At 59.8% G+C, this 22,073-nt stretch carries 28 protein-coding genes; 14 read left to right on the top strand and 14 right to left on the bottom strand.

Going from position 1 to position 22,073, the window contains the following annotated elements; translation table 11 throughout:
* Nucleotides 1–66 precede the first annotated feature (66 nt).
* Nucleotides 67–387, bottom strand: a complete 321-nt coding sequence (locus K7431_RS14445; RefSeq protein WP_015884936.1) for an I78 family peptidase inhibitor — start codon at nt 385–387, stop codon at nt 67–69.
* A gap of 144 nt (nt 388–531) precedes the next feature.
* Nucleotides 532–840, bottom strand: coding sequence for a hypothetical protein (locus K7431_RS14440; protein WP_015884937.1), 309 nt, complete (start codon nt 838–840; stop codon nt 532–534).
* 171 nt (nt 841–1,011) lie between these two features.
* Between K7431_RS14440 and K7431_RS14435 the strand changes: the two genes are divergently transcribed.
* A complete protein-coding gene (locus K7431_RS14435) occupies nt 1,012–1,224 on the top strand; it encodes a hypothetical protein (RefSeq protein ID WP_015884938.1) in 213 nt (70 codons plus the stop codon).
* A 33-nt stretch (nt 1,225–1,257) separates the two neighbouring features.
* On the opposite strand, the gene K7431_RS14430 is transcribed toward K7431_RS14435, so the two are convergent.
* The 7 genes from K7431_RS14430 to K7431_RS14400 are packed head-to-tail and all read right to left on the bottom strand — an operon-like array spanning nt 1,258 to nt 8,224.
* Nucleotides 1,258–2,286 (bottom strand): nucleoside hydrolase, encoded by a 1,029-nt coding sequence (locus K7431_RS14430; RefSeq protein WP_015884939.1) that lies wholly within the window; start codon nt 2,284–2,286, stop codon nt 1,258–1,260.
* Nucleotides 2,287–2,311: 25 nt separating this feature from the next.
* A complete protein-coding gene (rbsD, locus tag K7431_RS14425) occupies nt 2,312–2,716 on the bottom strand; it encodes a D-ribose pyranase (protein WP_015884940.1) in 405 nt (134 codons plus the stop codon).
* A complete protein-coding gene (rbsK, locus tag K7431_RS14420) occupies nt 2,713–3,630 on the bottom strand; it encodes a ribokinase (RefSeq protein ID WP_015884941.1) in 918 nt (305 codons plus the stop codon). Before rbsK ends, rbsD begins: the two co-directional genes overlap by 4 nt.
* A gap of 23 nt (nt 3,631–3,653) precedes the next feature.
* Complete coding sequence (locus K7431_RS14415) at nt 3,654–4,676, bottom strand: LacI family DNA-binding transcriptional regulator (protein ID WP_015884942.1); 1,023 nt, start codon at nt 4,674–4,676, stop codon at nt 3,654–3,656.
* Between the two features lie 3 nt (nt 4,677–4,679).
* The gene (locus K7431_RS14410; RefSeq protein ID WP_015884943.1) at nt 4,680–5,657 is read right to left on the bottom strand and encodes an ABC transporter permease; all 978 of its coding nucleotides are present in this window, start codon (nt 5,655–5,657) and stop codon (nt 4,680–4,682) included.
* The gene (locus K7431_RS14405) at nt 5,654–7,207 is read right to left on the bottom strand and encodes a sugar ABC transporter ATP-binding protein (protein ID WP_015884944.1); all 1,554 of its coding nucleotides are present in this window, start codon (nt 7,205–7,207) and stop codon (nt 5,654–5,656) included. Before K7431_RS14405 ends, K7431_RS14410 begins: the two co-directional genes overlap by 4 nt.
* Before the next feature lie 57 nt (nt 7,208–7,264).
* Complete coding sequence (locus K7431_RS14400) at nt 7,265–8,224, bottom strand: sugar ABC transporter substrate-binding protein (RefSeq protein WP_015884945.1); 960 nt, start codon at nt 8,222–8,224, stop codon at nt 7,265–7,267.
* Between the two features lie 561 nt (nt 8,225–8,785).
* Between K7431_RS14400 and K7431_RS14395 the strand changes: the two genes are divergently transcribed.
* The 3 genes from K7431_RS14395 to K7431_RS14385 all read left to right on the top strand — a co-directional run bounded on the left by K7431_RS14395 (nt 8,786) and on the right by K7431_RS14385 (nt 11,010).
* On the top strand, nt 8,786–9,874 hold the full coding sequence (locus K7431_RS14395; RefSeq protein ID WP_015884946.1) for an asparaginase: 1,089 nt from the start codon (nt 8,786–8,788) through the stop codon (nt 9,872–9,874).
* 190 nt (nt 9,875–10,064) lie between these two features.
* Complete coding sequence (locus K7431_RS14390; protein ID WP_015884947.1) at nt 10,065–10,316, top strand: DUF1654 domain-containing protein; 252 nt, start codon at nt 10,065–10,067, stop codon at nt 10,314–10,316.
* A gap of 4 nt (nt 10,317–10,320) precedes the next feature.
* On the top strand, nt 10,321–11,010 hold the full coding sequence (locus K7431_RS14385; protein ID WP_015884948.1) for an endonuclease: 690 nt from the start codon (nt 10,321–10,323) through the stop codon (nt 11,008–11,010).
* 31 nt (nt 11,011–11,041) lie between these two features.
* Here K7431_RS14385 and K7431_RS14380 read toward each other — a convergent pair whose 3' ends face one another.
* Nucleotides 11,042–11,407 (bottom strand): hypothetical protein, encoded by a 366-nt coding sequence (locus tag K7431_RS14380; RefSeq protein WP_043205649.1) that lies wholly within the window; start codon nt 11,405–11,407, stop codon nt 11,042–11,044.
* Between the two features lie 262 nt (nt 11,408–11,669).
* On the opposite strand from K7431_RS14380, the gene csrA reads away from it, so the two are divergent.
* From csrA to K7431_RS14365, 3 genes are all read left to right on the top strand, one after another.
* Nucleotides 11,670–11,864 (top strand): carbon storage regulator CsrA, encoded by a 195-nt coding sequence (gene csrA, locus K7431_RS14375; RefSeq protein ID WP_003192511.1) that lies wholly within the window; start codon nt 11,670–11,672, stop codon nt 11,862–11,864.
* Between the two features lie 211 nt (nt 11,865–12,075).
* Nucleotides 12,076–12,327 carry a hypothetical protein gene (locus K7431_RS14370; protein WP_015884950.1) on the top strand — a complete coding sequence of 84 codons (252 nt, stop codon included), beginning with the start codon at nt 12,076–12,078 and terminating at the stop codon, nt 12,325–12,327.
* Between the two features lie 94 nt (nt 12,328–12,421).
* Nucleotides 12,422–12,715: a hypothetical protein gene (locus K7431_RS14365; protein ID WP_015884951.1), complete on the top strand. Its 294-nt coding sequence runs from the start codon at nt 12,422–12,424 to the stop codon at nt 12,713–12,715.
* A 19-nt stretch (nt 12,716–12,734) separates the two neighbouring features.
* Here the strand turns inward: K7431_RS14365 and K7431_RS14360 are convergent, their stop codons facing one another.
* Nucleotides 12,735–13,412, bottom strand: coding sequence for an HAD family hydrolase (locus K7431_RS14360; RefSeq protein ID WP_043205651.1), 678 nt, complete (start codon nt 13,410–13,412; stop codon nt 12,735–12,737).
* A gap of 206 nt (nt 13,413–13,618) precedes the next feature.
* On the opposite strand from K7431_RS14360, the gene K7431_RS14355 reads away from it, so the two are divergent.
* The 5 genes from K7431_RS14355 (at nt 13,619) to K7431_RS14335 (ending at nt 17,226) form a co-directional block, all read left to right on the top strand.
* Nucleotides 13,619–14,401, top strand: a complete 783-nt coding sequence (locus K7431_RS14355; RefSeq protein ID WP_043205652.1) for an alpha/beta fold hydrolase — start codon at nt 13,619–13,621, stop codon at nt 14,399–14,401.
* A gap of 114 nt (nt 14,402–14,515) precedes the next feature.
* Complete coding sequence (locus K7431_RS14350; protein ID WP_043205654.1) at nt 14,516–14,761, top strand: DUF2790 domain-containing protein; 246 nt, start codon at nt 14,516–14,518, stop codon at nt 14,759–14,761.
* 42 nt (nt 14,762–14,803) lie between these two features.
* Nucleotides 14,804–15,475, top strand: a complete 672-nt coding sequence (locus K7431_RS14345; RefSeq protein ID WP_015884955.1) for a heavy metal response regulator transcription factor — start codon at nt 14,804–14,806, stop codon at nt 15,473–15,475.
* On the top strand, nt 15,472–16,878 hold the full coding sequence (locus tag K7431_RS14340; RefSeq protein ID WP_015884956.1) for a heavy metal sensor histidine kinase: 1,407 nt from the start codon (nt 15,472–15,474) through the stop codon (nt 16,876–16,878). The genes K7431_RS14345 and K7431_RS14340 overlap by 4 nt, the downstream gene beginning before the upstream one ends.
* Nucleotides 16,879–17,001: 123 nt before the next feature.
* Nucleotides 17,002–17,226: a hypothetical protein gene (locus K7431_RS14335; protein WP_015884957.1), complete on the top strand. Its 225-nt coding sequence runs from the start codon at nt 17,002–17,004 to the stop codon at nt 17,224–17,226.
* Between the two features lie 15 nt (nt 17,227–17,241).
* Here the strand turns inward: K7431_RS14335 and pcp are convergent, their stop codons facing one another.
* Genes pcp through K7431_RS14320 form a run of 3 tightly spaced genes read right to left on the bottom strand, consistent with a single transcriptional unit; the run spans nt 17,242 to nt 19,554 of the window.
* Nucleotides 17,242–17,883 carry a pyroglutamyl-peptidase I gene (gene pcp / locus K7431_RS14330; RefSeq protein WP_015884958.1) on the bottom strand — a complete coding sequence of 214 codons (642 nt, stop codon included), beginning with the start codon at nt 17,881–17,883 and terminating at the stop codon, nt 17,242–17,244.
* A 7-nt stretch (nt 17,884–17,890) separates the two neighbouring features.
* A complete protein-coding gene (locus tag K7431_RS14325; RefSeq protein WP_015884959.1) occupies nt 17,891–18,841 on the bottom strand; it encodes a DUF979 domain-containing protein in 951 nt (316 codons plus the stop codon).
* Nucleotides 18,838–19,554 carry a DUF969 domain-containing protein gene (locus tag K7431_RS14320; RefSeq protein ID WP_015884960.1) on the bottom strand — a complete coding sequence of 239 codons (717 nt, stop codon included), beginning with the start codon at nt 19,552–19,554 and terminating at the stop codon, nt 18,838–18,840. Before K7431_RS14320 ends, K7431_RS14325 begins: the two co-directional genes overlap by 4 nt.
* Before the next feature lie 340 nt (nt 19,555–19,894).
* Here K7431_RS14320 and K7431_RS14315 point away from each other — a divergent pair, with 340 nt between their 5' ends.
* Both K7431_RS14315 and K7431_RS14310 read left to right on the top strand, forming a co-directional pair.
* On the top strand, nt 19,895–20,440 hold the full coding sequence (locus K7431_RS14315) for a DUF4410 domain-containing protein (protein ID WP_015884961.1): 546 nt from the start codon (nt 19,895–19,897) through the stop codon (nt 20,438–20,440).
* A 184-nt stretch (nt 20,441–20,624) separates the two neighbouring features.
* On the top strand, nt 20,625–22,055 hold the full coding sequence (locus K7431_RS14310; RefSeq protein WP_015884962.1) for an MFS transporter: 1,431 nt from the start codon (nt 20,625–20,627) through the stop codon (nt 22,053–22,055).
* The last annotated feature ends 18 nt before the right edge of the window (nt 22,056–22,073 follow it).

Raw genomic sequence — 22,073 nt, 5'->3', positions numbered from 1 at the left:
CTGAGCTAAAAAAACCCCGTCCATGTGACGGGGTTTTTTATGGGCGCTGCAAAAGCCTTGAAAGACCTAGCCGCAATTGACGCGCGTGATCACCAGGTTGTCATCGGTGTTCAGGTTCAGGCGGTCGGAACGGTATTCCAGCGTGATCATGTCGTTAGGCTTGAGGATCCGTGCGTTCTGCGCACCGGCGCGGGTACGCGCCTGCTCCAGCAATTGGGGCGAAGCTTTCTGGCCGATAGTGAATTCGGCAGCCTTCGACTCACAGCGGCTATGACCGGTATCGGCCACGGCGGCGTCTTTGGCTGGCTCAGAGGCACCCGGGGTGCTGCAACCCGCCAACGCGAGTGCTGCCAACAAAGTACCGAATGATGCGAGCTTCCAAGGCATGAAGCCTCCTATGATAAAAAATGGACAGAGATCGTGCGACAGCGATTGGGCGGATTGGTTTCAAGACGTAAACCGCCGCAGGGCAAGTCTGCCTGACTCTCGACAGGCATTCGCCCGGTCAATCGTGACCAGATATGAACGAAATCAGTAGATGTCGATGTAGTCAGACGCCGGCTTCGGCCAGTTTTCCTTCAGTGCATTGAAGATCTGCGTCACCCAGACTTCGTCGCTGGCGGCTACATTCCCTACGTATCCGGAGCCCTTGGCCCAGGTCTCCAGGCGAAACAGCAGCCCGTCGATGTCCACACCGCCCACCACCTTCCCTGAGGAGATATAGGCGATTCCGGCCTGGGTCACCCGCAGTTGGGCATGTTCGTCGTCATTAGCACTGGCGAGAAGCTGGCGCACATTCGCCAGCGTCAGGTTCTCGGGGTTGTTCAAGTCGATCTGCACGCGGTGTTCCCCGGCAATTAAACAGGCGGCCAGTGTCGCACAGCGCGACCGTCATTCCGAATCGCCTCATGCCTAAGTATCAGTGCCAAATACGATGCAAAATGGTTAACTGGGCCGGTAAGAACCGCGTTCCAGCGCACTGCCCAGTACTTTCAGCCCCGCGAGACAGTCATGACCACCGTAACGCTCCAAGCCGACATCAAAGCCAAGTGGCCCCAAGGACAGAGCTCCTACAGCCCCGGAAGCCCGGAGGAATTGGCGATCATTGGTATCGACCTGCTGGTCAAGGAGCTGGGTACACAAGCGGCGCAAGCGTTCATCGGCCAGATATTCGAGAAATACCCGGCCGACCACATGGGGGCACACAACCCCGAGCGCGAATAAGAACCGGCCGGCGAACGCCGACCGGTCAACACCTTACTTCAGACGCGCCAGGCGCTCGGTCAACAGATCGAAGAAGCCTTGGGCATCACCGTTCTCCACCCAGAACGCGTTCTTCGGTTGCTTCAGACCGTCGTACCAGTCGACGATGGTTTGGCCGAAGGTCGGGCCTTCCCGGCTGTCCACTACCACGTTGACTTCACGGCCGGTGAACAGTGAAGGCTTGAGCAGGTAAGCGACAACGGTCGCGTCATGCACCGGGCCACCTGGAATACCGTAGTGCTCCATGTCGCCCTTGACGTATTCATTGAGAATATCGCTAACCACCTTGCTTGCGTTGTTCTTGAGGTCGGCGATCCCTTTCAGGCGGGCTTCGCTGGTCAGTACCTTGTGGGTCACGTCCAACGGAAGGTAGGTCAGCTTGACGCCACTCTTGAGCACAATCTCGGCCGCCACGGGGTCGGCAAACAGGTTGAACTCCGCCACCGGCGTAATATTGCCGCCGTTGAAGTGCGCGCCCCCCATCACCACCACTTCCTTGATGCCCTGGGTGATTTCCGGTGCCTGGGTCAGCGCCAGCGCCAGGTTGGTCTGCGGGCCGAGCATGGCGATGGTGATGCTGTGAGGCTTGGCGGTGCTCAGGGTCTTGATCAGGTAGTCGACGGCATTGCCTTCAGCCAAGCCCTTTTTAGGCTCATGCACGGTGACACCGGAAATACCTTCCTTGCCATGGATGTTCTCGGCGTAGATCGGCGTGCGCAGCAGCGGCGCTGGCGCACCGGCGTACACCGGGATGTCCTCGCGCCCTGCCCATTCGCGGGCCAGGCGGGCGTTGCGGGAGGTCTTGTCCAGGCGCACGTTGCCGGCGACGGTGGTCAATGCACGGATGCTCAGTTCATCCGGCGAAGCCATCGCGAACAGCAACGCCACCACATCATCAGCACCGGGATCGGTATCGATGATCAGGTCGATTTTTTCCGCCGCCTGGGCGCTTGCAGCAGTGAGTGCGGACAAAAGCAGAACACTCCGAAACAGGTTTTTCAGGGTTGGGAGACCACGTTGCATAAAACACTCCTTGTCGTTGAGAACGTTAGAACGTTACGCCGGACACCAGCGCGATATTGCAGTAAGGCTGGCATTCGCCGGTGCGCACCACGGCGCGCGCCTTGCGGCTGAGCTGTTTGAACGCTTCATGGCTGACCAGGCGCCGCTCACCCAGGGCCGCCTCGTCGCTGAGCGTATTGAGCTCGTTCAGCGCAGGCGGCTGCTTGAGCAGGATTTCTTCGGCCAGCACATGGCTTTCCACTTGCATCTCGCTGAGCACGATGCGCAAGGCGCTGATGAAATCCGGGATGCCCTGGGTCAACGCCAAGTCAATCAACTCGACGCCCGGCGGCACTGGCAGGCCAGCGTCGCCGATCACCAGGATGTCGCCGTGTCCGAGTGAGGCGATGACACGCGACAGGGCGATATTGAGCAGAGGTGTCTTTTTCATGAGGGCACAAAACCTTGTACGTCGTGCAGCGTTGGAATAGAGGGTTGCGCGCCGGCGCGGGTGACCGACAGTGCCGCAGCGACCTGGCCAAAACGAATGGCCTCGGCCTCGCTTTTGCCATTGGCGAGTGCCGCAGCAAAGCCACCGACGAAGGTATCGCCCGCTGCGGTGGTGTCGACCGCCTTGACCTTCGGCGCCAGCAGGTGCTCAAAGCCCTGGCCGTCAGTAAACAGCGCGCCCTGAGCCCCCAGGGTGATGATGACTTTGCCGGCGCCCGCCTGGATCAGGTGGGTTGCGGCTGCCTTGGCGCTGTCAATGGAGTCGACCGTCACGCCGCTCAGTGCGGTGGCTTCGCTTTCATTCGGGATCAGGTAGTCGATCGAGGCATACCATTCAGCCGGCAACGGAGCGCTGGCCGGAGCCGGGTTAAGGATCACCGTCTTGCCCAGTTCACGACCGCGCTTGAGGGCGTAACCCACCGTCTTCATCGGCACTTCCAGCTGGCAGACGATCACGTCAGCCGCTTGCAGCACCGCATCGAACGCCTGCAACGAGGCTGGCGTCAGTTCGCCGTTACTGCCCGCCACGATCACAATCGCATTCTGGCTGCTGTCATCGACCACGATGAGGGCCACGCCACTGGAGCCGTCTACGGTACTGACGGCTTGGCAATCGATGCCCTCCACCTGCAACGCATCACGCAATTGCGTGCCATAGGCATCGGTACCCACACAGCCAATCATCGACACATCGGCCCCCAGGCGTGCCGACGCTACCGCCTGGTTCGCGCCCTTGCCGCCGGGCACGGTGGAGAACGTCTGGCCGATCAAGGTCTCACCGGCACGCGGCAACCGACTGGCACGGGTCACCAGGTCCATGTTCAAGCTGCCTACTACCACTACTTTTGCTGGCATACATCAGTACTCATCAATTCGGTTCAGCGGTATTGGGCGAACGTACCGGCGACGGGCGCCGTCGACTCACGCAACACGATGCTCGGCGTCACGATGCGTTGATCGATCGGCAGTTGGGGTGTCGCAATTCTACGCAGTAACAGCTCGGCCGCCGTCTCGCCCAGTTGCACGATCGACTGCCCGACCGTGGTCAACGCCGGGTAGACGTAACGGCCCATTTGAATGTCATCGAAACCGATCACCGACAGCTCACCCGGCACCCGGATATTGCGCTCGGCTGCCGCGCGCAATACGCCGAAACCTATCATGTCGTTGCTGGCAAAAATCGCGCTGGGCGGGTTGTTCGCCAGTAACTGCACGGCGGCGGTATAACCGCCCGTACTGGTGAAATCGCTTTCCTGGGTGCGATTGGCCGCCACTGCCACGCCCGCCTCTTGCAGCGCACGGTGATACCCCGCCAGACGCATTTGCGCGACACGGGTATGGGCGGGACCGCCGATGCAAGCGATGTCACGGTGGCCCAGTTCGAGCAAGTGCCGGGTCGCCAGGTAGGCGCCCTCCTCGTGATCGATACGCACCAGGTCCACGTCTATGCCATCCAGCGCCCGGTCGACAATTACCATGGGCGTGCGCACCGCGCTCAAGCCGGCGGCCAGGCCACTGTCGTCGCCGCCAACCGAGGTCACGATCAAGCCGTCGATGCGCTTCTCCAGCAACACGCGCAAATAGCTGCGTTGCTTTTCCGCGTTATCGTCGGAGTTGCAGAGGATCACACAGTAACCGTTACGCTCGCAGTAATCCTCGATACCACGCGCCAACTCCGCAAAATACGGGTTGAGGCTGTTGGGCACCAGCAAGCCGATGGTGGCCGTGGTCTTCGCCTTGAGCGAACGCGCGACGGCACTGGGCACGTAGTCGAGCTGCTTGATCGCGGCTTCGACCTTGATGCGTACCGGCTCGCTGACCGGCCGTGTCTTGTTCACCACATGCGACACCGTCGTGTAGGAAATACCTGCAAGCGCTGCCACATCCTTGATCGTTGCCATGGTTCAGCCTCGCCGACTGGCGCGTTGGCTGCGGTAGGTATCGAGGACCACGGCAATCACGATCACGGCACCCGTGATGATGCGTTTCGTAGGTTCCGTGGCACCGATCTGCGCCAGGCCAGCGGCCAATACCGAAATAATCAACACACCAAAAAAGGTACTGATCACCGAACCGCGCCCGCCCATCAGGCTGGTACCGCCGATCACCACGGCCGCGATCACTTGCAGCTCCAGGCCTGAACCGGCGTTCGGGTCCGCCGCTTCCAGGCGCGAAATCTGGAACAACGCCGCCACACCGGCCAGCAGGCCCATGAGGCTGAACACCAGGATCTTGTACGGTTTGGGGTTGATGCCCGCCAGGCGCACGGCCTCTTCATTGGTGCCGATACCGATCAGGTAACGACCAAACACCGTACGCGTCAGTACAAGCTGCGCGGCGATGATCACCAGCAAGGCAATGATGAATGACGGCGAGATACCAAAGGCAATCGGGTTGGACAGCCAGGCAAACGAATCACCGATATAAGCGGTGCGCGAGCCGGTCATCTGGTACGCCACGCCACGGGCCATTTCCAGCACGCCGAGGGATACGATAAACGACGGGATGCGCCAGGCCACGGTGATCGAGCCGGTGATGGTTCCAGCCAATGCGGCACAGCCCATGCCCAGCACCGCAGCCGGTAGCACGCTCCACCCCCAGCTGAGAATCGCCACGCTGACCGCTGATGCCGCCAGTGCCAGCACCGAACCCACCGACAGGTCAATACCGCCGATGATCAGGATGAAGGTCATGCCCACCGCCAACACCATCAGGTCCGGAATCTGGTTGGCCAGGGTGCTGAAGGTGTCATAGGACAGGAAGTGATCGCTGAGCACCGAGAACAGCGCAATCATCGCCAACAAGGCGCCGGCCAGGCCCAGGTAAGTGCCCAGGCCGTAGAAGTTGCCGCCCGTTTTACCGGGGGAAGTTGTGGTTTTCATGGGGTTTCCCTAAGCACTGCGTCGTTGAGCAGCGCATCACGTTTCTGATAGCCGGCGAAGGCGGCGGCGAGCAATTCGTCCTGGGTCCAGCTGTCGCGCTCGAACGTCTCGATCAAGCGCCCGGCGGACAACACACCGATGCGGTCGCAGATCAGCATGAGTTCACGCAGATCGCTGGACACCACCACCAGTGCTTTGCCTTGACGGGTCAATTCGCCCAGCAAGGCATAAATATCGAATTTGGCACCGACGTCGATGCCGCGGGTGGGTTCGTCGAACAGCATCACCGAGCAGTCGCGCTCCAGCCAGCGGCCAATCACCACCTTTTGCTGGTTGCCGCCGGACAGTTCCGACACCAACTGCGCCGGACTGGAACTGCGGATGCGCATGGCATCGATCTGACGCTTGGCCAACGCCGTTTCGTCGCGGCTGTTGACCACGCCGCCGCCGGAGATTTCCGGCATGTTGCCCAGGGCAATGTTGGCGCTGATGGACTGAGTCAGCAACAGGCCCTCACCCTTGCGGTCCTCGGTGATCAGGGCAATGCCATGACCCACCGCGTCCACGGGCGAGCGAATGCTCACCACCTGGGCGGGCGAGCCGAGCGCCACAGTACCGCTATCGGCCAGGTCGGCGCCGAAGATCAGACGCAGCAATTCAGTGCGCCCGGCGCCGATCAGGCCGGAGATACCGTAGATCTCGCCCGCGCGCACTTCAAAGGACACGTCGCGGACCTTGTCCGAGCGCGTCAGGCCTTTCACCGTCAGGGCTGGCCCACCGATGGAGCGCGGGCCCAGGTCAATGTGCTCGCCCAGCTCACGACCGACCATCAAGGTGACCAGTTGCTCGCTGTTGTAGTTGGCCATCGGCTCGACGCAGACCAGCTTGCCGTCGCGCAATACCGCAATGCGTTGGGCGACACGGGCCAGCTCTTCCAGCCGGTGCGAAATATAAATAATCGCCACGCCCCGGGCCTGCAGGCGGGTGATTTGTTCAAACAGCATCTCGACTTCACGCGCCGTGAGCATGGCCGTGGGCTCGTCGAGGATGAGTACGTGGCAATCGCCGATCAGGTTGCGGGCGATCTCGACCATCTGCTGATGGCCAATCCCAAGGCTGCCAACCAAGGTATCGGGGTCGATGGCGTCCAGGCCAACCTGGGCCATGGCCTCGATCGCAGCCTTGCGCAATTGTTTGCGGCTGATCCAGCCACAATGGCTGGGCAGGTTATCCAGGAACAGGTTTTCGGCGACGGTCAGCGTCGGCAGCAGGTTGAGCTCCTGCATGACCATGCGCACGCCCAGCTCTTCAGCCTGGGTACGGCTGCCCGGCGTGTAGGCCTGGCCATTGAACTGCATGTGCCCAGTGGTCGGGGTGACCAGGCCGCCAATGATCTTCGACAAGGTACTTTTGCCTGCGCCGTTCTCACCGGTCAGCGCCAGCACTTCCCCGCGGTTGAGCGTCAGGGTGATGTCGGACAGAACCGGTTGGGCATAGGTCTTGCCGATACCGCTGACCGAGAGGACAGCGTTCGGGGCGGAAGATGACATAGGAAAATCTCCAGGCGCCCGCTCAGGACGAGCGGACGCTGTTGGGTGCTGCCAGGATTACTTCTTGAGGACGAGTTCGACCGGGGTTTCGATCACGCCATCCTTGGAGTCGACTTTCTCACCCTTGACCAACTTGAGCGCGTTCTGGATACCGAACACGGCTTGCTGGGCAGCAGCCTGGTCAGCGGTTGCCAGCACACGGCCGTCCTGCAGCATTGGCTTGATGGCTTCGATATTGTCGTAACCCACGACCAACACCTTGCCGGCCTTGCCTGCCGCACGTACGGCGGAGACAGCGCCCAGGGCCATGTTGTCGTTACCGGCCAACAGGGCCTTGAGGTCCGGGTACTCGCTCAGCATGGCGGACGCCACTTTCTGGCCCTGGTCGATTTCCCAGTTGCCGGATTGGGTGGAGACAATCTTCATGCCGGCAGCATCCATCGCATCCTTGAAGCCTGCGGTACGTTGCTGGGCGTTGGTGGTGGTCGGTACACCTTCAATAATGCCGACCTTGTCACCCGAGGCCAGTTGCTTAGCCAGGTAGTCGCCCACCAGCCTGGAGCCTTTGCGGTTGTCCGGGCCTACGAACGGAATATTGAGGTTTTTGCTTTTGAGCACGTCCGGGTCCAGGCGGTTGTCGATGTTGACGACCTTGATACCGGCATCCGAAGCCTTCTTCAGCACGGTCACCAACGCCTTGGAGTCGGCGGGTGCGATGACGATAGCGTTGACCTTGGAGAGGATCATCTGGTTGACGATGTCGATCTGCGCGCTGGTGTCGGTTTCGTTCTTGATCCCGTTGGTGATCATGTCGAAATCGGCGGCGTGATCTTTCTGATAGGCCTTGGCGCCATCTTGCATGGTCACGAAAAATTCGTTGGCGAGGGACTTCATCACCAGGCCGACCTTGGGTTTGGCGGCGGCGTCATCAGCAAATGCAGAGGAAAGAGGTAAAGCGGCGGATGCGGCAGCTAGCACAGCGACAGCGAGAAGACGTCCAGCAAATGGCAGCTTCATGGGTTCACTCCGATCTTATGATTATTGTGAGCAACGCTTGCACCGAAGAGCGCTTCGGCAGCCGTCCCACCTGGGTGGCTGATACGAGCTGTCACGATACTCCAGGAGTGTTCCGTGAAACATCTCGCAAACGTTTGCGTTATTCAAACTATGAGAACCTTGTCGAGATTTGTCAACGGTTGAAAACAGCCTTTCATCCAAGCCATCGAGCCCCGCCCTCTTGTCCTGCAAAGGCAGCCGCTAAACATCGCGCGCGCGCGGTCGTTCTCTAAAACGACAGGCTGTACGTGGCACTCACGCCTTAGCCGAGTACGCACCGTCCACTTTTTCGGACAACCGAACGCAAGGCAGTCCGATGTTCGGAAAGCCGGACGCCTACTGGCGCTGTTGCCACAAAACATCAATATAATCTGTTTTAAATCAATAAGTTGTTTTATATCCGCGAACACAATCAGCCTGGTACAGATCCTGCTCTACCCCATCACCTCGTGGCATTCAGAACCGCCCGGGTGTTCTAGATGAACCTGCTACAGCACTCATCAAAAACCAGAGAGAAAAATAATGAAATCTGCACTGAAGACTTTTGTTCCGGGCGCGTTAGCCCTGCTGCTGCTGTTCCCCGTTGCCGCCCAGGCAAAGGAAGCTGAAACCAAGACCAAACTGTCCAACGTGGTGATCCTCGCCACCGGCGGCACCATTGCCGGCGCCGGCGCCAGCGCGGCCAACAGTGCCACCTACCAAGCGGCCAAAGTCGGCATCGAGCAATTGATTGCCGGTGTTCCTGAGCTTAGCCAGATCGCCAACGTGCGTGGCGAGCAAGTGATGCAAATTGCATCCGAAAGCATCAACAATGAAAATCTGCTGCAACTGGGTCGCCGCGTCGCCGAACTGGCCGACAGCAAGGACGTGGACGGCATCGTGATCACCCACGGTACCGACACCCTGGAAGAAACCGCCTACTTCCTGAACCTGGTGGAGAAGACCGACAAGCCAATCGTGGTGGTCGGCTCCATGCGCCCAGGCACTGCGATGTCGGCGGACGGCATGCTCAACCTGTACAACGCCGTGGCTGTGGCCGGTAGCAAAGATGCGCGCGGCAAGGGCGTGCTGGTCACCATGAACGACGAGATCCAGTCGGGTCGCGACGTCAGCAAGATGATCAATATCAAGACCGAAGCGTTCAAGAGCCCATGGGGCCCGCTGGGCATGGTGGTTGAGGGCAAATCCTACTGGTTCCGCCTGCCGGCCAAGCGTCACACCATGGATTCGGAGTTCGATATCAAGAACATCAAGAGCCTGCCTGATGTTGAGATCGCCTATGGCTACGGCAACGTGAGCGACACGGCCTACAAGGCACTGGCTCAAGCGGGCGCCAAAGCCATCATCCACGCCGGTACCGGCAACGGCTCCGTTTCTTCCAAAGTCGTACCCGCCCTGGTGGAACTGCGTAAGCAAGGTGTACAAATCATTCGTTCTTCCCACGTCAATGCCGGCGGCATGGTATTGCGCAACGCCGAGCAGCCTGACGACAAATACGATTGGGTGGCTGCCCTCGACCTGAACCCACAGAAAGCCCGCATACTGGCAATGGTCGCCCTGACCAAGACCCAAGACAGCAAAGAGTTGCAACGGATGTTCTGGGAATATTGATTCCCGGTGACACCTTGGCAGGGGCGGTTACCCGCCCCTGCTTCCTCGCAAAAAACCCTCGATACATACACTTTCGCCCTACATAAAATTGCCTGATCTGCTGTCAGACGAACTCCTTGAAGTTTAAGCAGTTGCGAAATCGCCTACAGTTAAATACTGTATGTGCGTACAGCAAACTAAGGAACACTCCGTGGCAAAGTCCTCTTCCGCAGTGCCAACCCCGCCCGATGCCTACCAACGCCTGGCAATCCGTGTGCAAAAGATCATCAATTCGACCAACGCCCAGAAATCCAAGGCGGCGTTGATCTTCCGCTTGCCGGATGAGCCAGAGGATGAGTGGGCGCGTTTGCTGGAGGAAATCGCGGAGAACGACAACGTCACCCTCGCCTATCGGGACGACGGTGGTGTGCAAATTTTCTGGGTTGTACCGAAGGAAGATTGATTCAATGAGTGTCCGTTTTATCGCGGTGTGCTGCCTGTTTTTCGCCGTCACCGCCCACGCCCAGGCCCCCCGAACGTTCAGCGAAGCCAAGAAAGTCGCCTGGAAGCTTTACGCCCCACAATCCACCGAGTTCTATTGCGGCTGTAAATACACCGGCAACCGCGTGGACTTGAAAGCCTGTGGCTACGTCCCACGCAAAAACGCCAGCCGCGCCGCGCGCATCGAATGGGAGCATATCGTTCCAGCCTGGCAGATCGGGCATCAGCGCCAGTGCTGGCAGGACGGTGGGCGCAAAAACTGCACGCGCCACGATGACGTGTTCAAGCGTGCCGAAGCCGACCTGCACAACCTGGTGCCGAGCATCGGCGAAGTCAACGGTGACCGTAACAACTTCAGTTTTGGCTGGCTGCCGGTGCAAAGCGGGCAGTACGGTTCATGCCTGACCCAAGTGGACTTCAAGGCCAAGAAGGTTATGCCGCGCCCCTCCATCCGTGGAATGATCGCCCGCACCTACTTCTACATGAGCAAGCAATACGGCTTGCGCCTGTCAAAACAGGATCGCCAGTTGTACGAAGCCTGGAACAAGACCTACCCGGTGCAGGCCTGGGAGCGCCAGCGCAACCAGACCGTGGCGTGTGTGATGGGGCGTGGCAATGAGTTTGTCGGCCCGGTGAACCTGAAAGCCTGCGGTTGAACGTGGGCAGGACTTGCGCCCCGCCAGGCCGTTACTGCGCGGTTTTATGCTCAACGACCTCTGAGATCGTGTCAGTTTTCTTGGCCCGCGCCATCTTCTCGTTGAGCAGCGTCTGCTTGGCCTCAGCCTCAGCCTTGGTTGCGAACGGTCCCAGCAGGACTTCGTCCTTGCCGTCCACTTTCACGATGTAGAAATTGAAACCGTGCTCCAGCAACCAGGCCGTCAGGTCGGTGATCGCCTGTAACTTGTGGTCAGGCGGGCCTACCCACACGTCCCATTCCTGGGCGGCAATCGCACCGGTCTGGGGCTGGCTTTCGGTCACGGCAGGCTTGGCCTTGGGCGCCTCGACGCTTTTGCCTTCACCGCAACCGGCCAATGCCAACACCGCAATTGCCATCGCTACTTTACGCACTGCCCTGCTCCTTAAAAGATAAAGAGGCGACTTTATCATTCACTGTCTATTCTGGCCGTCATAAACGTTGGCTTAAACAATGCGAATGATGTATCGCAGACCTGTATGATGCCGCCATGGGAATTAATGTCGCCTCTATGCGTCCTAAAAGAGGCAGTCACAGGGAAGCGCTTAGCAGTAAGCTACACACATCCGACACCTGCCCTGTCTGAAACATGTGTCCTTAAAAGTAATCAAGGAGAAGTCCATGCTTATACTCACCCGCAAAGTTGGTGAAAGCATAAACATCGGTGATGACATCACGATCACCATCCTGGGCGTCAGCGGCCAGCAAGTACGAATCGGCATCAACGCACCCAAGGATGTTGCCGTGCATCGCGAGGAGATCTACCAGCGCATCCAGGCTGGCCTGACCGCTCCGGACAAAAACCAGACGCCTTGAAGCCCCCTCAGTAGCCAGCCCTTTCGTTCACTGTAACGGCTGGCGAAAACGCCTTCGGACTGATCTTGTGTTGTTGCGTGATTGACCTCGCCGATGTGTTCATCTTCATGGAAAGATGAAACTGTCTTCACGCCTGGAACTTGTTGTTTCATTTACAGCCGAATCTCCTGACTGACACCCCCGCCATTCGTGTGCATTCAGGAGCACGTCGATGAGGCCTACGAACGCACCACCATTTGCCTACAGGTCTTGGATGATCGCCTTATTGATAGGGCTGGCCTTCCTCGGACTGGCTTATGCCTTAAGGTGTGCAATAGAAGACACGGGTTCTGCCGAACCCCACTCCTGGCTGGACCTGACGCTGATGCTCTGCGGGTACCTGTTCCTGTTTTGTCTCAAGCCTATCCAGAAGACCGTGCAGCGTAGATTGTGTCGACGGACTAATGGACAAACGACACGCTGAAGCGTCGTTCTCCGTAATTAGATCACCGGTATTTACAGCGCCGCAACAGGACCTATGCTTGGGCGTGCCCCCTCCGTAAAAGGCGCGCAAGCAGATGGACACCCTGAGTAAATCCCAAATCGAATCAGCACTGGCGGCCCGCCTGCCCAGCTATCAAGTGACCTGCACGTTGCACGCCGACGGGACTCTTTCAGCCGTGCTCAGCGGCCCGGAAACCGACCATTTCGCAATTACCGGAATCGTGCGCGCGCATTATCGTGGTGCCGAAGCGATTGCGCGGCTGGCGAATGAAATCCTCAGGGAGATGGTGCTGTCACGCCAGGGCATTAGGAATAATCGAATGCAACCCCCCGACCCAGCCAGCCTGGAACAAGGCCGAGACCGGTAACGGGCTCGGCCTTTTCGTATCAGCCCACCGCGTTCTGCACGTACAACAAGCCTTGCGTGTCGCGCTGTACGTTTAGCTGCGCGTAACTGTCAATCGAAGGATGTTCGGTAACCATCGGCGTGTAATGCGTCGACGTCACGACCATCACGTCCGCCCCCGCCGCTTCTCCCGCACGAATGCCCACCGTCGCATCTTCAAATACCAGGCACTCCCGCACCGGTACACCCAAACGTTGAGCACCCAGCACGTAACAGTCGGGGTTCGGCTTGCCGATGGCCACATCTTCGGCCGTGACCAGCACCGCCGGCGGCGCAATGCCCGCCGCTTGCAGTCGACGCAACGCCAATTCCCGGGGTGCAGAGGTGACCAGCGCCCATTGGTCACCCGGCAAGCTGCTTAGAAACGCGACGGCGCCGGGAATCGCTACAACCCCCTCGACATCATTGAGTTCAGCCTCGGTAATCCATTGCGCCTCAACCTCGGGGTCGACGCCAGGCAGTGCCTGGCGCGTGATGGTGTCAATCGCGCGGGCACCGTGAATGGTCTTCAAAAACGCTGCCACCTCCAGGCCATGGCGTTCAGCCCAGATGCTCCACACCCGCTCGGCGGCGGCGATGGAGTTGAGCAAAGTCCCATCCATATCAAACAGAAAGGCACGGTAACGGCGGTTGAATACGGCGGGACCTCGGATCGACACTGTGCGGTTCCTCATAGGCGGTGACAAATGATGAGCCCGGTGCAATCTACGGATCACGTCGGTGCTTGTAAACGCTACCGACATCGATTGCATTACAGGTTTGTAATCAAGCTGTAAGTCTTGTCGGCACCCTCACTTCATACAGTGGAGTCGTCAGTCGCCCTCACCGGATGACGCCACTTCCTACTGATGAAAAGGGGTACCCCATGAAACCTGCAAGCAAACTCTGCCTGATCGCCGCCAGCCTGCTGATGCTGGGCACGGGCACGGCACTGGCCGGCACTGTCGCGTCGGTCAAAGCCAATAACGTAGTACTGGTGCACGGTTCCTGGGCTGACGGCTCCAGTTGGTCCGAGGTGATCACCCGCCTCCAGGCCGCCGGCCTGCACGTCACCGCCGTGCAGAACCCGCTGACCTCGGTGGCCGACGATGTCGCCGCCACCAAACGTGTGCTGGACCAACAGGACGGCCCTACCGTGTTGGTCGGCCATTCCTACGCCGGTACGGTAGTAAGCGATGCCGGAGTCGACCCGAAAGTCAGCGCCCTGGTGTACGTGGCCGCCCGCGCACCGGACGCCAATGAAGACTTCGTCGCGCTCTCCGCCCAGTACCCGAGCATGCCGGTGCGGGCTGGCGTTGAAGATCACGACGGCTACCTCACCTTGAGCCAGGACGCCTTCCTCAAGTACTTCGCCGCCGATGTACCGCAAGCCAAGGCCCTGGCGTTGTACGCCGTGCAGCAACCCATCACCAAGACCCTGTTCAGCGGCCGCACCGTCAATGCCGCCTGGCACACCAAGCCGTCCTGGTATGCGGTGTCGGCGAATGACCAGACGATCAACCCGGACCTCGAGCGCTTCCTCGCCAAGCGCATGAACGCCACGACCATCGAGTTGCCGTCGAGCCACTTGTCGCTGGTGTCCCACGCCAAGGAAATCACCGACCTGATCCTCGAAGCCTCTGGCCGCCCGCCCGAAGCCCTGCATTAAAAAACACTGCATTACAAACTTGTCATCCTCCTGTTGGTTGGCTGTTCGGGGCGCCTGGTTACTGTGAACTCACCGCCACGAACCGGCGGCCACCCCTTTAAAAGAGAGACCACCATGAAACTGTTTATCCTCGGCTTTGCCGCGTTACTCTCTACCGGCTCCGTACTGGCTGCTGAACCGGTGATCCACGACAAAACCGGCTTCTTCGTACACCTGGACGTGGCCAAAGTGTTGTCGAGCACCGACACCTACGGCCAATGCGGCATCGTCCCGGCGCGACTCGACTATCTGGACAGCCAGGGCCGCGAGCACGTGCTGGACTACCAAGTCCAAGGCATCGGTTGCGCCAGTGACAATTGATCGGGCTACACTTGCGCCACGCACTGAGACAGGGCACTTCCCATGAACATTCTCGTCGTCGAAGACGAACCCAAGGCCGGCAATTACCTGCTCAACGGCCTGCAGGAACTCGGCTACTCCGTCAGCCTCGCCCGCGACGGTGTGGACGGCTTGCACCAAGCCCTTGAAACGCCGTTCGACGTCATCGTGCTGGATGTGATGATGCCGAAAATGGACGGCTGGGAAGTGCTGCGCCGTCTGCGCAAGGAAGCCGACACGCCGGTACTTTTTCTGACGGCCCGCGACGACATCGCTGACCGTATCAAGGGCCTGGAACTGGGCGCCGATGACTACTTGATCAAGCCCTTTTCCTTCGCTGAACTGGTAGCACGCTTGCGCACCCTGACCCGCCGCGGGCCAAGCCGCGAAGAGGAGCAGTTGCAGATCGCCGACCTGCAAATCGACGTGCTGAAGCGTCGCGTCACCCGTGCCGGCACGCGCATCACCTTGACCAACAAAGAGTTCGCCTTGCTGCACCTGTTCGCGACCCACCAGGACCAGGTGCTCTCCCGCTCGCTGATTGCATCGCGGGTGTGGGACATGAATTTCGACAGCGACACCAACGTGGTAGACGTGGCCGTGCGGCGCCTGCGCTTGAAAATCGACGACCCTTTCCAGCTCAAGCTGATCCACAGCGTGCGTGGCATCGGCTACCGTTTCGATACCCAACCATGAATAAGCGCCGTCACTACTCCCTGACCCTGCGCCTGGCGTTAATCTTCGCCCTCCTCGCCTTCGCGCTGCTGGCGACCCTGGGTGTGGCGCTGTACCGCGAGCTGGAGCGGGAGTTGATCATGCGTGACGACGCGGCCTTGATCAACCGCATCGATCAATTGCGCAACCTGCTCAATGACAGCAATACCCTGGACCTGATCAAGACCAAGCCGGAACTGTTCCAGAACATGCTGGGCAACCGCGAGTCGGTACTGAGGATTGTCGCACCGGGGCAAAAGCCGCTGCTGACGGTCAACCCTGGCAATATCGAACTGCCATCCGTGCCTCCGGTCCCCAAGAACCACGCACTGACGTTCGCCGACGTGCACCATTTCCCCAGCATCAATGGCGTGCCCTTCGCCACCGTCGCGGCCTCCATCGACTCCGGCGACCTGGGCAGCCTGCAAGTCACTACGGGGCGCCTGATGACCGAGCGCACCGCCGTGCTCGCCAGCTATCGCTTGAGCGTTTATATCCTGGCGAGCATGGCCGCAATCATCCTGGCCGTGGTGGGTTACCTGCTGGTTCATCGCGGGCTTTTGCCATTGCGCCGTCTGGCCCGGCACGCCCAAGGCATCGGCGTCGGTAACCTCGCCGAACGCCTCGACAGCCACGGCGCACCGAAAGAACTGCTGCCGATGATCGACTCGTTCAACACCATGCTCGAGCGCCTGGCCAAGGGTTTTGTTCAACTGGGCCAGGTGTCCACCGACATGGCCCACGAACTGCGCACGCCCATCAACAATCTGCTGGGAGAAACCCAGGTCGCGCTGCAACAGAGCCGTAGCATCGAGAGCTATCAGCAACTGCTGGCGTCTAATGTCGAAGAACTTGAACGCCTGGCGCGGATGCTCGACAACATGCTGTTCCTGGCCAGGACCGACCCGGCCAGCGCGCTGCGTCAGCGTCAGGAGCTGAGTGCAGCGGATGAGGTAGAACGCATCGCCGACTACTTTGAAGGTTTGGCGGGTGATGTGCAGATCAGCATTCACGCCGAAGGTGAAGGGGTGATCTGGGCGGAGCCGATGCTGCTGCGCAGGGCCCTGGCAAACCTGTGCGCCAACGCCATTAAATATGGTGCGCCGTGTACTGAGCTGGTGATCCAGGCGGTGCCCAATGCCGAAGGCATTCACCTGAGGGTCAGCAATCGAGGCGAAACCATTGCAGCCGAGCACCTGCCGCGACTGTTCGAACGGTTTTACCGAGTAGATGAGTCACGGGAACGCTCGGCTCAGTCCAACGGACTGGGCTTGTCGATTGTGGCGACCATCATGCAGCTGCATAACGGACGGTACAGTGTGAGCAGTGAAGCGGGGGTCACGTGCTTTGAGCTGTTCTTTCCACGGCGGGAGGACTCGCCGTAGAAGGCTGGTGTTATTTTGCAAAGGTTTGCCTCTTAACGTTGGACTCACGTCACACTACGCTCGCGTCTCAAGCACATTCTGGCTCAAGGCTGAGCCTGCAACAGCGAACATGGAGATTCAGGAATGGAAATACGATTGGGTGTAATGGAAAAGGGGCTGGCTGAGATGAAAGAGAAGCTGATCACCGTTTCGGGCCGGGCAGACTCCATGGATAAGCACTTCGCTTCCAAGGCAGACCTGGCAACCACTGAACTGAACCTTATCAAGTGGTACGTGGCAACCGCATTCGCAATGACAGGCCTGGCTTGCGCTATCACCTTCGGGCTCACCCGACTGTTTGCCGGTTGAGACGCGTCGGGCCGGTCAGCTGACCTGCCCGCCCGCTTCTTTCGCATCCACCGGCGTTTGCCACGCCGCCAGTACGGCGGCATGCAATCCGGCGACCATTGTCTCCAGCGCCATCGAGGGCCGCTGCGAACCTGTCACCTGCTCCGGCAGATACGGTACATGGATAAACCCACTGCGTACGGCCGTCGCGGCCAAAGCATGCTGCAATAAATAAAACACCTGATTACACACAAACGTGCCGGCCGTCTGCGATACCGAGGCGGCAATCCCCGCCCCGCGCACGGCCCTGACCATCGCCTTGATCGGCAGGGTCGTGAAATAAGCCGCCGGGCCGTCAGGCGCCACCGCCGTATCAATCGGTTGCTCGCCCAGGTTATCGGGAATGCGTGCATCGTTGACATTGATCGCCACCCGTTCGATGGAAATATCGCTCCGCCCCGGCCCCAGGCCGGTAGCAATCACCATCTCCGGATGCAATTCGTCGATCAACTGGGCCAGGCGCGCGCCCGCCGTGGCAAACGCGCAGGGCAGTCGACGCGCAATAATTTGCACATCATCAGCCAGTTGAACCCCCTCCAATTGGCGCACCGCCTCCCAGGACGGATTCACCGGGTCTTGATCAAAGGGCTCGAAACCCGTCAGCAGTACGATTCGCATCTCGGCCTCACATCAACAGATAAAGCAGCACAATATTGACCACCAGCATCATCAGCGCGGTCGGCAGCTGGGCCTTGATCACCGCGTTCTTGTCGGGCAGTTCGAGCAACGCCGCCGGTACGATATTGAAGTTGGCAGCCATAGGGGTCATCAGGGTACCGCAGTAGCCGGAGAACATGCCGATGGCTGCCATCACTGCTGGATTGCCGCCGTAGATACCCACCAGCACTGGCACGCCGACGCCGCCGGTCATCACCGGGAAAGCCGCGAAGCCATTACCCATGATCACTGTAAACAACGCCATGCCCAGCACGTAGACCATCACCGCCACTAACTTGAAATCCAGGTTGATATAGGTCGTGGTCACATGCGCGACAGCCGTACCGACGCCGGCCTCGTTAAACAGCAAGCCAAGCATCGCTAACATTTGCGGAAGCACCATGGCCCAGCCCAGGGCTTCTGTCAGGCGCCGGGATTCGCGCAAGGCTTGCACCGGCGTATCGCGGGTCAGCCAGCAGGCCAGGCCAAGGGCGATCAGGCAGCCGATACCGAGGGAGACGAAGGTGGTGTTTTTCGGGTCCAACAGCGGTACGCCGCCGATCTCGGTGTGCTTGAGCACCACCGAGCCGATCACCGTGGTCAGCGGAATGGCCAGCGCCGGGATAAACAGCTTGTGACCCAGCCGACCGGCACTGGCACGGGACGCCTTGTCATGCAGCTCGACATGCGTGCCACGGCCGACACCGCCTAAACCTGCGATCAACGCCATCACCACTACGCCAGCGCCAATGACCACCGACGGCAGGCGCTCCCCCACCAGGAATGGAATGGCGAACAACAGCCAGAACAAAGCAGTGGACCAGCGTTTAGGGTGGGTCCTGTCCAACAGGATCATACCCGCCGTGATCAGCAGCAGAACCCCGGCCAGCCAGTACAGGTATTGAATGGAAATGATCATTGCGCGGCCTCCACAGCCGTGGCGGCCGGCGTCATCTCACGGGTCAACCGTCGGTCGAACCGATGCAGGCGAATGGCATGGATGATGAAAGCGCAGATCGCCGTAGGAATCCCCCACACCGCAATATGCAGCGGCTCCACATCAATTCCCGAGCCGAGCAGGAAGGTGTGCATCAACGCGATCGCACCAAAGGCGACAAAAATATCTTCACCAAAAAACAGGCCGACGTTGTCCGTCGCGGCGCACATGGCCAACACCTTATGACGCAGTTTATCCGGCAGTTTGCCGTAGCGCTTTTCCGCCGCCCCCTCAGCCATCGGTGCCAGCAGCGGGCGCACCATCTGCGGGTGCCCGCCCAGGCTGGTCAAGCCCATGGCCGCCGTGGATTCACGCACAAACAGATAGATGATCAACAAGCGCCCCACGGTGGCGCGCTCGAACCGTGCAATCCAGTTCTGCGCATGCAGGCGCAACCCATGGCGCTCCAACAGGCCGATGACCGCCAGGGGCAATAACAGAATCAATTGCAGGGCACGGGTCTGAAGGAAGCCATCGCCCATGGTGGCGAGGATTTTTTCCAGCGGGAAATGGGCGGCAAGCCCGGTGGCGATAGCGGCGGCGGTGACCACCAACAGCGGGTTGAAGCGTAAAACGAAGCCAACCACGATCACAAGTACGCCGATCAACGGCCATAAGTTCACAACAGTTTGCATGGCGGTGAGGTCCTTAAGTGCGCGCTGCGGCGCCATTACAGCAGGATGTGAACAAAGGGTTCACAGCAGGAAGTGGCGTGCAGTCGGCTCGGTTTTTTATTGTTGACCCGAAAGGGTGAGCGTCAGTGGCGGCAACTTTGCTGCCTGAGAGCGGGAGGTGTCCAACAAGAAAAGTTGTTGCTGCGAACCAATAAATTTTGTGGGCGATTGAAGCGCGCGCATGTAACGAGATGTGGACAGACCAGCAGGGATTCGCGCATCTTAGCGCCGCCTGTTTTACGAGGCGTGCGCCTCAAATCAGCACACGCCTCCCCATTACTGTTATGGATATGGAAATTCTATGAAAACCCAAAAGGTCCTGATCGCGCTCTCCTGCGCTGTGGCGTTGTCCATGCTGGGCGGATGTGCCGCCAAGGTCAAAAGCGGCGGCAGCGTCGCACTGGCCATCCCGGAAGCCGCCAAGCAAAACCTGGTGGTCAGCATCAAAGGCGACAGTCAGGTCGAGCAAAACCCGGACTGGAACCTGCTGACCCGTGACTGGAACAACGCACTCCAGGTGGAAGCCCGCCAGGCAGGTTTCAATGTCACGCCAAGTGCCTCGGTGACGCCGAGTGGCGAAGAGGGTGTCGGCATCAGCATCAATGTGAGTAAGTTCCGTTACATCGAACCGGGCTCGCGGTACGTCGCCGGTGCGCTGGTAGGCAACGCCTGGGTGTTCTCCCGCGCCGACTACTCAGACCTGAAGACTGGCGCGCCCATTGGCTCGCGCACCTACGACACGTCATCGTCCGCCTGGGAAGGGATTGCCTCGGCCATGACACAGAAGCAAGTACAGGCCATTGCCAAGCAGATGATCAGCGACATCAAGAACGCCAAGGCCAAGTAAACCGTCACCGAGCGCGCATGTCTCGAATGTATCGGGAAGCACATCGGTTTGGCGTACAGGCGGCTTGAAGGGGTAGTGGTCGTTGAACCGGTGTTGCTGCAGATTTTCCTCGGAGATAGCGGCTGAGACGGCCACCCGGTATTGTCAGACCCAAGCGACCTTCACTGAACAAGGGCCTGCATCGGTGACTACACCCCCTTCAGATACCCGCGCCGACACCGGCCTCAGCGTACAAACGCGCCTGATTGCCTTGGTGGTCGCCGTGACCTTCTTCATGGAAAACCTCGATGCCACGGTGATAGCTACCGCCCTGCCGACCATGGCATCGGCCTTCGGCGTGACGCCGGTCGACATGAACATCGGCATCACCGCCTACCTACTCGCCGTGGCGATCTTCATACCGCTGTCCAGCTGGATCGCCGACCGATTTGGCGCGCGCCAGGTATTTGCCGGTGCGATCATCGTCTTCACCCTCGCGTCACTGCTTTGCGGCCTGAGCCAGAACCTTGAGATGTTCGTGTTTGCCCGCGTCCTGCAAGGCATCGGTGGCGCGCTGATGGTGCCTGTGGGGCGTTTGGCGGTGCTGCGCAATACCGACAAAAAAGACTTGGTAAAAATGATCGCGATCATCACCTGGCCAGGGCTGGTCGCACCGATTCTGGGTCCATTGGCAGGTGGGTTGATCGTCACCCATGCCTCGTGGCCGTGGATCTTCTACGTGAACCTGCCGTTAGGCGCATTGGCACTGATCGCCGCGCTGTGGTTGGTGCCTGAAGGCCGCGAGGCCAGCGTACGCAAGTTCGACGCCAAGGGCTTTGTGCTGCTGGCAGGCGCCTGCGTGGCGCTGCTCGGCGGGCTGGAATGGCTGGGCAGCCAAGCTGGCGAAATGCTCATCCCTGGCGCCGGGCTGGTGGCGGCAGGCCTACTGCTGTCGGTGTGGGCAGTGCACCATTGCCGGCATTACCCCGATTCGTTGTTGCCGCTGGAAACCCTCTCCATCAATACCTTCCGCGTCAGCATCTACGGCGGCTCACTGTTCCGCCTGGCCATCAGTGCCCTGCCCTTCCTGCTGCCGTTGCTGTTCCAGGTCGCCTTCGGCTTATCGCCAGTGGACGCGGGTCTGTTGGTGCTGGCGGTATTCGCCGGTAACCTGGCGATGAAACCATTTACCACGACCCTCATGCAGCGCTTCGGGTTTCGCAAGGTGCTGATGCTCAATGGTGTGATCGGGGTGGTGTCAATTGCAGCCTGCGCCTTGTTCACCGCGCAGACGCCATTGGCAGTGATTGCGGCGGTGTTGTTCGTCGGCGGCCTGTCACGCTCGATGCAGTTCACCTGCTACAACTCGATTGGCTTCGCCGACGTGCCGAAAGCGCGGATGAGCGAAGCGTCGGCGTTGTTCAGCATGTCGTTCCAACTGGCCATGGGCATGGGCGTAACGGTGGCGGCGTTGTTGTTGCGCGCGTCCATGAGCGTGCAGGGGCATGACGTTCAAGCCCAGGTCACGGATTTTCGGGTAGCGTTTGTCGGGGTCGCCGTGTTGGGGATGTTGGCGCTGGTGGACGTGTATCGGTTACCGGCGCAGGCGGGGGAAAGCGTGTTGACGCGACGTTGAGTGAGCCAACTCGGTGGG

This window comes from Pseudomonas fluorescens group sp. (assembly GCF_020093335.1).
GTDB lineage: Bacteria > Pseudomonadota > Gammaproteobacteria > Pseudomonadales > Pseudomonadaceae > Aquipseudomonas > Aquipseudomonas petroselini.
The sequence above is the reverse complement of the archived record's forward strand: the minus strand, read 5'-3'. Positions and strand labels throughout refer to the sequence as shown.

Coding starts and splice junctions, on each gene's coding strand:
- K7431_RS14335 (WP_015884957.1), top strand. CDS start 17,002: ATGGAAATACGATTGGGTGTAATGGAAAAGGGGCTGGCTGAGATGAAA.
- K7431_RS14415 (WP_015884942.1), bottom strand. CDS start 4,676: ATGGCAACGATCAAGGATGTGGCAGCGCTTGCAGGTATTTCCTACACG.
- rbsD (WP_015884940.1), bottom strand. CDS start 2,716: ATGAAAAAGACACCTCTGCTCAATATCGCCCTGTCGCGTGTCATCGCC.
- K7431_RS14430 (WP_015884939.1), bottom strand. CDS start 2,286: ATGCAACGTGGTCTCCCAACCCTGAAAAACCTGTTTCGGAGTGTTCTG.
- K7431_RS14355 (WP_043205652.1), top strand. CDS start 13,619: ATGAAACCTGCAAGCAAACTCTGCCTGATCGCCGCCAGCCTGCTGATG.
- K7431_RS14445 (WP_015884936.1), bottom strand. CDS start 387: ATGCCTTGGAAGCTCGCATCATTCGGTACTTTGTTGGCAGCACTCGCG.
- K7431_RS14400 (WP_015884945.1), bottom strand. CDS start 8,224: ATGAAGCTGCCATTTGCTGGACGTCTTCTCGCTGTCGCTGTGCTAGCT.
- K7431_RS14315 (WP_015884961.1), top strand. CDS start 19,895: ATGAAAACCCAAAAGGTCCTGATCGCGCTCTCCTGCGCTGTGGCGTTG.
- K7431_RS14380 (WP_043205649.1), bottom strand. CDS start 11,407: ATGGCAATTGCGGTGTTGGCATTGGCCGGTTGCGGTGAAGGCAAAAGC.
- K7431_RS14350 (WP_043205654.1), top strand. CDS start 14,516: ATGAAACTGTTTATCCTCGGCTTTGCCGCGTTACTCTCTACCGGCTCC.
- K7431_RS14395 (WP_015884946.1), top strand. CDS start 8,786: ATGAAATCTGCACTGAAGACTTTTGTTCCGGGCGCGTTAGCCCTGCTG.
- K7431_RS14405 (WP_015884944.1), bottom strand. CDS start 7,207: ATGTCATCTTCCGCCCCGAACGCTGTCCTCTCGGTCAGCGGTATCGGC.
- K7431_RS14365 (WP_015884951.1), top strand. CDS start 12,422: ATGGACACCCTGAGTAAATCCCAAATCGAATCAGCACTGGCGGCCCGC.
- pcp (WP_015884958.1), bottom strand. CDS start 17,883: ATGCGAATCGTACTGCTGACGGGTTTCGAGCCCTTTGATCAAGACCCG.
- K7431_RS14385 (WP_015884948.1), top strand. CDS start 10,321: ATGAGTGTCCGTTTTATCGCGGTGTGCTGCCTGTTTTTCGCCGTCACC.
- K7431_RS14345 (WP_015884955.1), top strand. CDS start 14,804: ATGAACATTCTCGTCGTCGAAGACGAACCCAAGGCCGGCAATTACCTG.
- K7431_RS14325 (WP_015884959.1), bottom strand. CDS start 18,841: ATGATCATTTCCATTCAATACCTGTACTGGCTGGCCGGGGTTCTGCTG.
- rbsK (WP_015884941.1), bottom strand. CDS start 3,630: ATGCCAGCAAAAGTAGTGGTAGTAGGCAGCTTGAACATGGACCTGGTG.
- K7431_RS14370 (WP_015884950.1), top strand. CDS start 12,076: ATGAGGCCTACGAACGCACCACCATTTGCCTACAGGTCTTGGATGATC.
- K7431_RS14435 (WP_015884938.1), top strand. CDS start 1,012: ATGACCACCGTAACGCTCCAAGCCGACATCAAAGCCAAGTGGCCCCAA.
- K7431_RS14340 (WP_015884956.1), top strand. CDS start 15,472: ATGAATAAGCGCCGTCACTACTCCCTGACCCTGCGCCTGGCGTTAATC.
- csrA (WP_003192511.1), top strand. CDS start 11,670: ATGCTTATACTCACCCGCAAAGTTGGTGAAAGCATAAACATCGGTGAT.
- K7431_RS14410 (WP_015884943.1), bottom strand. CDS start 5,657: ATGAAAACCACAACTTCCCCCGGTAAAACGGGCGGCAACTTCTACGGC.
- K7431_RS14320 (WP_015884960.1), bottom strand. CDS start 19,554: ATGCAAACTGTTGTGAACTTATGGCCGTTGATCGGCGTACTTGTGATC.